General features: G+C 72.4%; 13 protein-coding genes. 6 read left to right on the top strand and 7 right to left on the bottom strand.

Annotation, left to right across the window (positions count from 1 at the left end):
• The coding region (locus ALMP_RS36010) for a maltotransferase domain-containing protein (RefSeq protein WP_264936019.1) at positions 1-1,033 on the bottom strand (1,033 nt) is incomplete at its 3' end.
• A gap of 74 nt (positions 1,034-1,107) precedes the next feature.
• Complete coding sequence (locus tag ALMP_RS36005) at positions 1,108-1,410, bottom strand: DUF5133 domain-containing protein (protein ID WP_264936017.1); 303 nt, start codon at positions 1,408-1,410, stop codon at positions 1,108-1,110.
• Positions 1,411-1,703: 293 nt separating this feature from the next.
• Between ALMP_RS36005 and ALMP_RS36000 the strand changes: the two genes are divergently transcribed.
• Both ALMP_RS36000 and glgX read left to right on the top strand, forming a co-directional pair.
• Positions 1,704-2,216 (top strand): pep a2, encoded by a 513-nt coding sequence (locus ALMP_RS36000; RefSeq protein WP_264936015.1) that lies wholly within the window; start codon positions 1,704-1,706, stop codon positions 2,214-2,216.
• Between the two features lie 26 nt (positions 2,217-2,242).
• On the top strand, positions 2,243-4,360 hold the full coding sequence (gene glgX, locus ALMP_RS35995; RefSeq protein WP_375803584.1) for a glycogen debranching protein GlgX: 2,118 nt from the start codon (positions 2,243-2,245) through the stop codon (positions 4,358-4,360).
• A 21-nt stretch (positions 4,361-4,381) separates the two neighbouring features.
• Here the strand turns inward: glgX and ALMP_RS35990 are convergent, their stop codons facing one another.
• Both ALMP_RS35990 and ALMP_RS35985 read right to left on the bottom strand, forming a co-directional pair.
• Positions 4,382-5,185 (bottom strand): VOC family protein, encoded by an 804-nt coding sequence (locus ALMP_RS35990; RefSeq protein ID WP_264936011.1) that lies wholly within the window; start codon positions 5,183-5,185, stop codon positions 4,382-4,384.
• A 290-nt stretch (positions 5,186-5,475) separates the two neighbouring features.
• Complete coding sequence (locus ALMP_RS35985) at positions 5,476-6,267, bottom strand: RNA polymerase sigma factor SigF (protein WP_264936009.1); 792 nt, start codon at positions 6,265-6,267, stop codon at positions 5,476-5,478.
• Positions 6,268-6,552: 285 nt separating this feature from the next.
• On the opposite strand from ALMP_RS35985, the gene ALMP_RS35980 reads away from it, so the two are divergent.
• From ALMP_RS35980 to ALMP_RS35965, 4 genes are all read left to right on the top strand, one after another.
• Positions 6,553-7,008, top strand: a complete 456-nt coding sequence (locus tag ALMP_RS35980; protein ID WP_264936007.1) for a MarR family winged helix-turn-helix transcriptional regulator — start codon at positions 6,553-6,555, stop codon at positions 7,006-7,008.
• Positions 7,005-7,838 carry an ABC transporter ATP-binding protein gene (locus tag ALMP_RS35975; protein ID WP_264936005.1) on the top strand — a complete coding sequence of 278 codons (834 nt, stop codon included), beginning with the start codon at positions 7,005-7,007 and terminating at the stop codon, positions 7,836-7,838. The genes ALMP_RS35980 and ALMP_RS35975 overlap by 4 nt, the downstream gene beginning before the upstream one ends.
• Positions 7,798-8,646, top strand: coding sequence for an ABC transporter permease (locus ALMP_RS35970; protein WP_264936003.1), 849 nt, complete (start codon positions 7,798-7,800; stop codon positions 8,644-8,646). Before ALMP_RS35975 ends, ALMP_RS35970 begins: the two co-directional genes overlap by 41 nt.
• A gap of 190 nt (positions 8,647-8,836) precedes the next feature.
• Positions 8,837-9,358, top strand: a complete 522-nt coding sequence (locus ALMP_RS35965; protein ID WP_264936001.1) for a hypothetical protein — start codon at positions 8,837-8,839, stop codon at positions 9,356-9,358.
• 22 nt (positions 9,359-9,380) lie between these two features.
• Here the strand turns inward: ALMP_RS35965 and hemC are convergent, their stop codons facing one another.
• The 3 genes from hemC to ALMP_RS35950 form a co-directional block, all read right to left on the bottom strand.
• Positions 9,381-10,316 (bottom strand): hydroxymethylbilane synthase, encoded by a 936-nt coding sequence (hemC, locus tag ALMP_RS35960; RefSeq protein ID WP_264935998.1) that lies wholly within the window; start codon positions 10,314-10,316, stop codon positions 9,381-9,383.
• 72 nt (positions 10,317-10,388) lie between these two features.
• Positions 10,389-11,306: a hypothetical protein gene (locus ALMP_RS35955; protein ID WP_264935997.1), complete on the bottom strand. Its 918-nt coding sequence runs from the start codon at positions 11,304-11,306 to the stop codon at positions 10,389-10,391.
• 18 nt (positions 11,307-11,324) lie between these two features.
• Positions 11,325-12,341, bottom strand: coding sequence for a questin oxidase family protein (locus ALMP_RS35950; RefSeq protein WP_264935996.1), 1,017 nt, complete (start codon positions 12,339-12,341; stop codon positions 11,325-11,327).
• Between the last annotated feature and the right edge of the window lie 84 nt (positions 12,342-12,425).

Raw genomic sequence — 12,425 nt, 5'->3', positions numbered from 1 at the left:
TCTTCGGCGGGTTCTCGGCGTAGGCGATCGTGCCGTCCGGCCGGTGGTGGAACCACTCGGGGTGCTTCTGCACCCAGGGATGGTCCGGCGAGCACTGGAGGGCGAAGTCGAGGGCGACCTCCAGGCCCTGCTTCTCCGCCTGCCCCACGAACCAGACGAAGTCCTCCAGGGTCCCGAGGTCGGGGTGGACGGCGTCGTGCCCGCCCTCCGGCGACCCGATCGCCCAGGGCACGCCCACGTCGTCCGGGCCGGGCGTGAGCGTGTTGTTGCGGCCCTTGCGGAAGGTCGTGCCGATGGGGTGGATCGGCGGCAGGTAGACGACGTCGAAGCCCATCGCGGCGATCGCGGGCAGCCGGCGGGCGGCGGTGCGGAACGTGCCGTGCGGGCGCTCGGGCGTGCCCTCCGAGCGCGGGAAGAACTCGTACCACGCGCCGTACAGGGCCCGTTCCCGCTCCACGAGCAGGGGCAGGGCGCCACTGGTCGTCACGAACTCGCGGAAGGGATGACGGGCGAGGACCTCGTCCACCTCCGGGGCCAGGGCCGCCGCGTAGCGCTCCGGCACCGGGAGGGAGTCGTCGAGCAGTGTCCTCGCGGTCTCCCGGAGCACGGTGCGCGCGGGCCCGCGCGGCGCCCGGGCCGCCGCCCGCTCGTACAGCTGCCCGCCCTCCTCCAGCACCAGACCCGGGTCGATCCCCGCCGGGATCTTGATCTCGGCGATGCGGCGCCACGTCGTCACGGGGTCGCTCCAGGCCTCCACCGTGTACGTCCAGTGGCCCACCACGTCCAGCGTCACGTCCGCGCCCCAGCGGTCGGTGCCGGGCGCGAGTTCACGCATCGGCGTCCACGGTCCGCGACGGCCGTCCGGGCCCTTGAGGACCACGTTGGCGCCGATGGCGTCATGGCCCTCGCGGAACACCGTCGCGGTGATCCGGAACGTCTCCCCGCTCACGGACTTGGCCGGTCGCCTGCCGCAATCCACGCGCGGATGGACGTCCCTCACCGGGATACGCCCGATCGCTCTGGTGGACCTCACGCTGCACCTCCGCAGTGCTGAAAATGGCTTCTGTAGCCCGCTGTTGGATGCCCTGACCGCTGATGCGGCGGGCGTTAACGCTCCGCCGCGAGATGCGGGACCGGCACTGGCGCCGCGACCCGCGCCATGCCGTTCTTCCTCTTCCGCTTCGACCGGCCGCGTCGGACGCGGGATTCCGAACCGCCGCGCAGATACTGCTCGGCGGCGTCCGCGGCCTCCCGCGCGCAACGCTTGCCCATCAGCACGCACAGGGTGTATCCGCAGTCCTCGAAGGTGGCCCGCACCGCGCGGTCGCCGGGGCACGCGAGCATCGCGCGCTCCCAGGCCCGGTAACTGCGCAAGCATCTGGCGACTTCGGTCTTCGCTGGTAGCAGCATGTCGCTGTTCACCTTCCGGGAGTTCGAGAGGTACATCGCCCGCGACGAGCGGGTCGGCCCTGTCCGCAGAGGTGCGAAACCGTCAAACCTCCCGAGGCCTTCACTTATGGTGCACGGTGCATCACCCAACGTCCTGTTGGATCTTGATGTTGGGGTGCTCGTGTTGCACGAATGGCGTAGCGGCCTCACTGTGGTTGTGACTCAGGAGCGATCAACGCTCACGCTTCGTGTTCGGGGCTCGGCCCGCGGGGTCGAGGAGAGGCGGGAGCCTCGCCGGTGAGGAGCCAACGACGATGAAGACCGCAGTGCCCTGCTACTACCACCTCGACGTGGATGTCAGCCCGGAACGGGTCGGACAGGTCAGGCGCATACTGGCCGCTCACCTCAGGTACTGGGACCTGGAGAAACTCGTCGAGCCCGTGTGCCGCGGCGCCGGGATCCTGCTGAAGGCCATCGACGAGCACGCCACGGACAAGCACACCTCGATCGAGATGTGGTGGAACGGCCAGCACCTGATCACCGCCGTCGGCGGTGACGACCGCGACCTGCGCCCGGACCAGGACCTGCGCGGCTGCCTGGAACGCATCGCCGCCATGAGCGACGGCTGGGGCTGCTGCGCCACCGACACGGGCAGCAAGGTCATCTGGTTCTCGCGGCGCGCCCGCGCCGACGAGCGCGCCCCGCTCGTGCCGACCGTCCCGGAGCCGGACCTGCGCGAGACGCTGGAAGTGCCGCGCGACCTGCCGGTGACGGCGCTGGCCGCGCCGGGGCGCGAGACGGACGACGTCCTGGAGGAAGCCCGGTGACCGCACGGCCGAACCGCGGCGCGGGGGTGCCCGTCTGGAGCGGGCACCCCTACCCGCTGGGTGCCGACTTCGACGGCGAGGGCACCAACTTCGCGCTCTTCAGCGAGGTCGCCGAGCGCGTCGACCTCGTCCTGGTCGACGACGACGGCGGCGGCCACGCCGTGCCGCTGAGCGAGGTCGACGGCTTCGTCTGGCACGCCTACCTGCCCGGCGTCGGCCCGGGACAGCGCTACGGCTACCGGGTGCACGGCCCGTGGGACCCCGCCGCCGGACACCGCTGCAACCCGGCGAAACTGCTGCTCGACCCCTACGCGCGCGCCGTCGAGGGCCAGATCGACAACCACGCCTCCCTCTTCGAACGCGCGGGCGACCGCCCCGACCCGAAGGACAGCGCCGGACACACCCTGCTCGGCGTGGTCACCGACCCGGCCTTCGACTGGGGCGACGACCGCCCGCCCCGACGCCCCTACGCCGAGACGGTGATCTACGAGGCCCATGTCCGCGGACTGACCCGCACCCACCCCGACGTCCCGCCCGAACTGCGCGGCACCTACGCCGGACTCGCCCACCCCGCGGTGACCGGGCACCTCACCTCGCTGGGCGTGACCGCGATCGAGCTGATGCCGGTGCACCAGTACGTGCAGGACGGCGTGCTGCAGGACCGGGGCCTGTCCAACTACTGGGGTTACAACACCATCGGCTTCTTCGCCCCTCACAACGCCTACGCCGCCCACGGCCGGCGCGGGCAGCAGGTCGCCGAGTTCAAGGAGATGGTGAAGGCGCTGCACGCGGCCGGGCTCGAGGTGATCCTCGACGTGGTCTACAACCACACCGCCGAGGGCAACGAGAAGGGCCCCACCCTGTCCTTCCGCGGCATCGACAACGCCTCCTACTACCGACTGGTGGACGGCGACTTCTCGCACTACTACGACACCACCGGCACCGGCAACAGCCTCCTCATGCGCCACCCGTACGTGCTCCAGCTGATCATGGACTCGCTGCGCTACTGGGTGACCGAGATGCACGTCGACGGCTTCCGCTTCGACCTCGCGGCCACGCTGGCCCGGCAGTTCCACGAGGTGTCCCGGCTGTCGGCGTTCTTCGACCTGATCCAGCAGGACCCGGTCATCAGCCGCGTCAAGCTGATCGCCGAACCGTGGGACGTCGGCGAGGGCGGCTACCAGGTGGGCAACTTCCCGCCGCTGTGGTCGGAGTGGAACGGCCCCTACCGGGACGCCGTACGGGACTTCTGGCGGGGCGAGCCGGGCACGCTCGGCGCGTTCGCCTCCCGCCTCACCGGCTCCTCCGACCTGTACGCCCACAGCAGGCGCCGCCCGCGCGCCGGCGTCAACTTCGTGACCGCCCACGACGGGTTCACCCTGCGCGACCTCGTCTCGTACAACGACAAGCACAACGAGGCCAACGGCGAGGGCAACCGGGACGGCGAGAGCGCCAACCGGTCCTGGAACTGCGGCGTCGAGGGCGACACCGACGACCCGGACGTCCTCGCCCTGCGCGCCCGCCAGCAGCGCAACCTCCTCGCCACACTGCTGCTCTCGCAGGGCATCCCGATGCTCTGCCACGGCGACGAACTCGGCCGCACCCAGCGCGGCAACAACAACGCCTACTGCCAGGACAACGAGGTCTCCTGGATCGACTGGCGGCTCACCCGCGAACAGCGCGATCTGATCGACTTCGTACGGCGTCTGATCGCCCTGCGCGCCGCCCACCCCGTACTGCGGCGCCGCCGCTTCTTCCGCGGCGCGACCGCCACCCACGCCGGCCAGCCGCTGCCCGACCTGGTGTGGCTGCTGCCGGACGGGCGGGAGATGACCCAACGCGACTGGCGCCGCTCCGACGCGCACAGCGTCGGCGTCTTCCTCAACGGCGACGCGATCGCCGAACCCGACCCGCGGGGCCGGCCCGTCGTCGACGACTCCTTCCTGCTGCTGCTCAACGCCTACTGGGAGCCGGTCGTCTTCCGCCTGCCCGGCGCCGAGTACGGGGAGCGCTGGACGGTGTGCGTCGACACCGTCGAACCCGACGGCGGCCTGGACGAGACGGAGCACAAGGCGGGCGCCGAGGTGGCCGTGGAACCCCGTGGCCTGATCGTGCTGACCCGCCCACCGAGACGCTCCGAGTAGCGGGAACCTCGGGCCGGGGCCTCAGCGCTCGCGGTGGGAGGTCACCGTGAACTGGGCGCCGTCGGGGTCGCGCAGGACGGCCTCGTCGGCGCCCTTGCCGAGGACGCTGCCGCCGTGCTGCTCCGCGGCGCGCGCGCACGCCGACACGTCCGCCACGGCGAAGTGGACCTGCCAGTGCGGCCGGATCGTCGGGTCCGGGGCCGCCTCCAGAGCACCCGACTCGATCCGGGCCACGATGTCGCCCCGGCTGCGCAGCACGACCTCGCCGCTCTCGTAGTGGACCTCGCAGCAGCCGGGCCGGTCCGTGGCCCAGTCGAGGATCTCGCCGTAGAAGATCGCGGAGTCGAAGGCGTCGCGGGTGTGCAACCGGATGAAGGCGGGGGCCGCCTGGCGCCAGGCCTCCCAGTTGCCGATCAGCTCACCCTCCCAGATGCCGAAGGTCGCGCCCTCCCGGTCGGCCAGCAGCGCCGCCCGACCGGGCGGCAGGGAGATCGGCCCCACGGCGACCGTCCCGCCGCGCTCCCGGGCCCGGGCCGCGGCCACGTCCGCGCTGGACACGGCGAAGTACGGCGTCCAGGCCACCGCCATCTGCCACATCGAGGCCACCGCGGCGACCCCGGCCACAGGGACGTCGTCGACCAGCGCGGTCCGGAAATGGTCGCCCAGGCCGCCCCGGCGCCACTGCCAGCCCAGCACGGCACCGTAGAACTCCTGGGTGGCCTCCAGATCGCGGCTGGTCAGGCTCACCCAGCAGGGCGCGCCGAACACGGAGTGCGTCGAGACGACCTCCGACGGACGGGGGCGGGAGGGGGGCTGTTCGTTCATGGCACTCGCGTTCCTGATCTGTCGGCGGCCGTCGGCGGGCCTTGCTGCCAGTGTCCGGCCGGAACCGCCCACGGCGCCTGCCGAGCCGCCCGGTGGCACGATGGAGGAGTGCCCCGAGTACCGCGTGGGTCCCGCGACGAAACGGCCCTGATCCTCGAACTCCGGCGCGAGGTGGCCGGCTCAAGGAGGCGGTCGCCTCCCACGCCGTGGTGGATCAGGCGACCGGTGTGATCGTCGCCCTCGCTGCGCCATCTGGCGGAGCTGATCCGGAGTGACGTCCGGCCCGGGGCTCAGTGTCCGTCGGGGACGACCTCCTCGCGCAGCCGCGCGAAGCAGCCGCTCAGCAGCCGCGAGACGTGCATCTGCGAGATGCCCAGCTGAGCGGCGATGCCGCTCTGCGTCATCCCGCCGAAGAACCGCAGGTACAGGATGGTCCGCTCGCGCTCCGGCAGTGCCCGCAGGCTCGGGGCGACGGCCACCCGGTCGACGACCGTGTCGTAGCCGGGGTCGGGGTCGCCGAGGGCGTCCTCCAGCGCGTAGCCGTCGGTGCCGGGCATCTCCGCCTCCAACGACAGCGCGGAGAAGCACTCCAGGGCCTCCATGCCGGTGCGCACCTCGTCCTCGCTCAGCTGCGCGAACTCGGCGATCTCGGCGACGGTGGGCGGCCGGCCGGGGGTGGTCTGGGACAGCTCCTTGGCGGCGTGCCGCACCCGGTTGCGCAGGTCCTGCACGCGGCGCGGCACGTGCAGCGTCCACATGTGGTCACGGAAGTGACGCTTGATCTCACCGGTGATGGTCGGCACCGCGTAGGCCTCGAAGGCGCGCCCGCGGTCCGGGTCGTAGTGGTCGACGGCCTTCACCAGACCGAGGGCGGCCACCTGGTACAGGTCCTCGAGCGCCTCCCCGCGCCCACGGAACCGGACGGCGATCCGCTCGGCCATCGGCAGCCAGAGCCGGACCAGTTCGTCCCTGAGCGCCTGCCGCTCGGGCCCGTCGGGCAGCTCCGCCAGCCGGGCGAACGATGCGGCGGTGTCCGGGGCGTCGTCGTGGGGGTGCTGTTTGGTTCTGACGGTGGTACGCATGCCGCGCGCCTCCCTCAGGGTGCCGGTGGATGGACGGACACCGTGAGAACCGCGCGCTCGGACTCGTGCGAGAACAGCCGGGGCCGGCTCTTCGGCGCGGGATCCCACGGACGTGCCTCCTGTCCGAAGCACTTCTGTGCCGATTCCCGTCGCGGGGCGTTCTGAAACAGTTCGTCCCTATTTGTAGAGTATGTCGGATGAGTGCGGTTGTCCGGTGGGCGCGGTTGCCGGGTTTGACTTTTCCGTGGGCGTCATTACCTCTGCTACAGAGGTAATCTCGGCGCTGTGGACCCAGACACGTTCCCCGAGGAGCTCGCCGACACGCTCGTCGGCGTCCAGCGGCTGCTCAGGCGCCGGCTGCGGGCCGGACTGACCGCGCCACGGCTGCGGGGCGCCGAGGTCGAGCTGCTGCGCCTCGTCGAGACCCGCCCCGGCATCGGCGTGTCGGACGCCGCCAAGGAGCTGCACCTGGCCGGGAACTCCGTCTCGACCCTGGTCAACCAGCTGGTCAGGGACGGCTACCTGGTCCGGGGGACCGACCCCGCCGACCGTCGCGCCGCACGCCTGCGGCTCACCGAGGCGGCCGAGGCCCGGCTGCGGGACTGGCAGCGGCGGCGCGCCGCGCTCCTCGGCCGTCACCTCGACCGGCTCGACCCGGCCGACCGGGAGGCCCTGCGGGCCGCGCTCCCGGCCCTGCGCGCACTCGCCGACCACCTGCATGAGGAGGCCGAGGACACATGACGACCGACGCTGCCGTCGCCTGCACCCAACTCGCCTATGCCTTCGGCGACACCCGAGCCGTCGACGGCCTCGACCTGACCGTCCGTGAGGGCGAGGTCTTCGGACTGCTCGGCCCGAACGGCGCCGGGAAGACCACCGCGATCCGCTGCGTCACCACCCTGCTGCCGGTACCCGCCGGCATGGTCCACGTCTTCGGCCACGACGCGGCGGACGACCGGATGGCCGTACGGCGGCTGCTCGGCTACGTGCCGCAGCAGCTCTCCGCCGACGCGCACCTCACCGGCCGGGAGAACGTCTCCCTCTTCGCCCGCGTCTTCGACGTGTCCCGCCGCGAACGCGCCGAACGCGTCGGCCAGGCGCTGGCCGCCGTCGGCCTCACCGACGACGCCGACCGCCTCGCCGGCACCTACTCCGGCGGCATGGTCCGCCGGCTGGAACTCGCCCAGGCCCTGGTCAGCGCCCCCCGGCTGCTGATCCTCGACGAGCCGACCATCGGCCTGGACCCGATCGCCCGCACGAGCGTCTGGGAGCACATCACCGCCGTCCGCGCGGCCACCGGCATGACCGTCCTGGTGACCACCCACTACATGGACGAGGCCGACCAGTACTGCGACCGGGTCGGCCTGATGCACCACGGCCGCATCCGCGCCCTCGGCACCCCGCGGGAACTGCGCGGGAGGCTCGGTGAGCGCAGGGGCGCGGCGGCCACCGACCCGCTGCCCACCCTGGAGGACGTCTTCCGGGACGTCGCCGGCAGCGGCCTCGACGAGCAGTCAGGAGACTTCCGCGATGTCCGAAGCACCCGCCGCACCGCCCAGCGCGTCGGCTGACCCCGCCCTCGGCCTGCTGCTGAAGGCCCCGGAGCCACGCGCCGGCTGGCGGGTGCTGCCCGCCAGGGTCACGGCGATGTGCGTGGTGGAACTGCAGAGGCTGCGCCACGACCGCACCGAGCTGTACACCCGGGCGGTCCAGCCCGCGCTGTGGCTGCTGATCTTCGGCCAGACCTTCACCCGCCTGAAGGCCATCCCCACCGGCGACATCCCCTACGTCGACTACCTCGCGCCCGGCATCATCGCCCAGTCCGCGATGTTCATCGCGATCTTCTACGGCATCCACATCATCTGGGAACGCGACGCCGGCGTGCTGAACAAGCTGCTGGTCACACCCACCCCCCGCGCCGCCCTCATCACCGGAAAGGCGTTCGCGGCCGGGGTGAAGTCGGTGATCCAGGCGGTCGTCGTGATCGTCATCGCCGCCCTGCTGGGCGTCGCGCTGACCTGGAACCCGCTGAAGCTGCTCGGCGTCGCCGCGATCGTCGTCCTCGGCTCGGCGTTCTTCTCCTGCCTGTCGATGACGCTCGCGGGCATCGTCCTCAGCCGCGACCGCCTGATGGGCTTCGGCCAGGCCATCACGATGCCGCTGTTCTTCGCCTCCAACGCCCTCTACCCCGTCGACATCATGCCGGGCTGGCTCCGGACGGTCAGCAAGGTCAACCCGCTCAGCTACGAAGTGGACGCCCTGCGCGGGCTCCTGCTCGGCACACCCGCCCATCTCGCGGCGGACTTCGGCGTGCTGATCCTGACCGCCGCACTCGGTGTCGCCGCGGCCTCCTCGCTGCTCGGCCGGCTGGCCCGCTGATCTTGCCCCGGACGTGATGTGCGGCACGCCCGCGAAACCGCCCCACGGCACGCGCGGGCCATCGTCCCTGCGCACGGCTTGATCACCGATCAAAAGGGGTGAACTACCTGGCCACAGCGCATTCCGCTCATTTGACAGTGCACTGAGCGCACGGATAGGAAGCAGCCCGTAGTGAGTCGAGAGGTGGACTGTGTACGAGCCGAACGTGGTCGGGGACTGGCAGGAGTACGACGAGCATGCCGGTCTGCGGGTCTGCGTCCACCGCCTGGAGCAGGCCGAGCCGCCGCGCGGACGTGACGACGCGGCCGAGGGACTGACGTACTTCTCCTTGCGGGTGACCGTCGAGAACCGCGGGGAACGCAGCTTCGGCGTCCACCTGGAGGACGGGCAGATCGACGTGCGGATCGGGCCCGACGGCGAGAGTGCCTTCATCGACTGGCGCAACTCGCAGTTCATCGAGGGCTTCGACGTCTACCCGCTGCGCCGCGCCACCGCCGTCCTGTACGCCGCCGGCCCGCAGGCCGCGCTCGGCCAGGTGGACGTGCAGGTCCAGCTGCGCGTCGACGACGAGTGGGCCGGGCGCCGGATGTGGGTGGGCGGCCTCGGCCTGGATGAGGGGGCCGCCGGGACCGCGCCCGGCGCCGGCCGTGAGAGTTTGGCCCGGCAGGTCAGCAACTTCCTGCGGGACCAGGCCGAAGAGGGCACCGCCTGACGCGGTGCCCTCGGCCCCGGGCTCAGTGCGGGATGCCGTCGATGATCTCGCGGGCGCCCTGACGCAGCAGCGCGACGGCCACCGACGTGCCGAGCGTGGCCGGGTCGAGCCGGCCCGCCCACTCGTGGGCGTTCAGCCGCGTCTTGCCGTCCGGGGTGAACACACAGGCGCGCAGGGACAGTTCGCCGCTGCGGTCGACCCGCGCGAACCCCGCGATGGGGCTGTTGCAGTGCCCCTGGAGCACATGCAGGAACATCCGCTCGGCGGTGGCCTCCCGGTGGGTCGCCGGGTCGCCGAGCCCGCTGACGGCGTCGATCAGGCCGGCATCGCCCTCGCGGCACTGCAGGGCGAGGATGCCCGCGCCGATCGGCGGCATCATCACCTCCGGTGACAGCACCTCGCTGATCACGTCCCGCCGCTCGATGCGCTCCAGTCCGGAGACCGCGAGCAGCAGCGCGTCCGCCTCGCCCGCCGCGAGCTTCTCCAGCCGCCGGTTGGCGTTGCCGCGGAACGGCACGCACTCCAGATGCGGGTGGGTGGCGGCCAGTTGGGCGACCCGGCGCACCGAGGAGGTGCCGATCCGGGTCCCGGCCGGCAGCTCGTCGAGGGTCAGCCCGCCCGGGTGCACGAGGGCGTCACGGATGTCGTCCCGCTTCAGGAACGCCGCGAACACCGTGCCCGCGGGCAGCGGCCGGTCGGCCGGGACGTCCTTGACGCAGTGCACCGCGAGATCCGCCTCACCGGCCAGCAGCGCCGCGTCGACCTCCTTGGTGAACGCGCCCTTGCCCTCGACCTTGGACAGGTCCCCCATCCACTTGTCGCCGGTCGTCTTCACGGGGACGACCTCGGTGCGCACACCGGGACGCAGGGCGGCCAGCTCCGCGCGGACACGTTCCACCTGGGCCAGGGCCATGGGGGAGTCGCGGGAGACGATACGGATCAGTTCCGGAACGGACATGCGGGACACGATAGACCCTGCGGCCGGTCCGTCCGTGCCGGACCGGCGCATCGTGGCGCAGCCCACCCGCCGTCAACGGCCGGACGTGCCCGCCGGGAAGGTCAGCCGCCAGTCGTAGGGGTACAGGTCCGCCTGCCAGCCCGGGTCCTTCCGGGCGAGGGCACCGGAGGCGGCCGGTGTGCGCACCAGGCAGCGGTGCCGCACGAGATCGCGTCGCTCGGCGCGGGTCAGCAGCGCCTCGTGGGAGCCCTCCTCCGGGTCGTCGATGTCCGAGGTGGCACACGCGTTGGCGTGGTCGCCCGTCGCGGTGCGCAGGTCCACGCGGAAGTCCGTGGCCCACTGCGAGTTGTGGCCCCAGCCCATCGACTCGTCGACGGTGGGCCGGTGCCGGCGCAGGAACGTCCAGTACAGCGGCGAACGGTCGGCCACCCCGCGTTCGGCGTGCCGGGCGCCCGCGCGGACCCGGACCCCGGCCCGCTGGAACAGCACCGCCCCCCACCACAGGCCGGGCCAGACGACCTCGGTGATCCGCACGGGCTCGTCGGGGTCCTCGGCCTGCTCCACCTCCACGATCTCGTGCAGGAACGGATCGAAGGCGGTCGTCTCCTCGAACGGGGTCATGCCGAGGCCGGTGAAGAGTCCCAGGTACTCGCCCGTCGTCACCCGCGGCCATCGGTCCGGCGGATGCAGCCGGTGCGCCCACCACTCGGCGCCCGTCGCCTCGGCGGCCGGCTGGAAGGACAGCAGCAGCACGTCGCTGACCCGGCTGAGCGCGTACAGCTCCCACAGCAGGTTTCCGTGCCGCTCGTCGTCGCCCGCCAGGGCCGAGTCGGCCAGCGGGCCGCCGGCCCTCTCGAGGGCCGCTCGGTAACCGTCCTCGGCCCGGTCGAGCCACGGCCGCACCACCGTGTCGTACACGTTCCGGCCCCCGTGGTCGCGCAACGCCTCGAACAGTCCGCGCGCGTCGACGCCCGACTCCTTGGCATGCATGCGCGCACAGTAGCCGTTTCAGCGCAGCGGCACACTGAGTTCCATCGCGCGCAGGGCGGCGGCGAGTGCCTGCTCGTCGCCGACGTCGAGGGCGGTGTCGGTGAGTTTGACGACGTGTTCGTCGCCGTGGGCCAGGGCGCGTTCGACGACCTCCTCGGCGGTGAGCCGGGCGGGCGGCACGTAGTCGACCGGCTCGGCCGGGGCGTACATCGCGGTGACCGCCGCGGACGCGGTCCAGGCCGCGTGCAGGCTCGGCGCCCACAGGGTGCGCGGCAGCGCGTCCAGGGTGCGCAGCACGGCGTTGGGCGCCGTCGCCGCGTGCACCAGCATGGTCTCCTCACCGTGGCCGTGGGTGGCGTAACGGTGCGTCGCGGCGCGGACCAGTTCGGTGAGGCGCGCGCGGGCGATGTCGGGGTCGGTCACCTCGCCCGCCCAGACGGGCAGCGCGCGCACCGCCCCCAGACGGTCGGGAAACGCGCTGTGCTCCGACTCCACGGGCGGGACGGCGTCCAGGGACGCGGCCGCGGTCGGCGCTCCGGGCAGCGCCGTGACGCCGCGGACGGGGCGGTAACGGGCGGCCCAGTAGCCCAGGGCGTGCGCGAGTTCGGTGAGCCGGGGCGCGTTCTCCTCGGCCTCCAGGGCCCGTACCGCGTGGCCGACCCGGATCACCGGGTGCGTCGCGGCGCCGTAGAGACCCGGCAGGAGGCGGGGCCACCACTCGGCGAGGACGTCGCGCCACGGGCGTTCGGCGAGCGCCCGGGTGAAGTGGGTGATCCAGTCGGCGGCCCGGCGGATGTCGCCCAGCGCCCGCGACCGGTCGGCGTCCGTGATCGGCGCCACCGGGGCGGGGAAGTCCTCCAGCTTGTCCCAGTAGAGGTCCAGCCACCGGTGCACCGCGCCGGACCGCCCGCGCGCCGCCAGCGACTCGACCACCATCGGGGCGTGGTTGGAGAGCCGCCCCAGTCGTTCGGGCCCAGCCGTGTGGAGCCGTTCCAAGGCCTCGTCGAGCCGCCCGCTCGTGTCGTTCGTAGTCATGCGCAGCACGCTATGGACCGTGCGCGGGCCGGGGATCGGGCCCGGGGCCGAATCCGCGCACGGCGCGGGTCCTACGCCCCGGGA

The sequence above is a fragment of the Streptomyces sp. A012304 genome, from assembly GCF_026008495.1.
In the GTDB taxonomy this organism is placed as follows: Bacteria; Actinomycetota; Actinomycetes; order Streptomycetales; family Streptomycetaceae; genus Streptomyces.
Note: the sequence above shows the minus strand (reverse complement) of the source record. Positions and strands in the feature narration are given on the sequence as shown.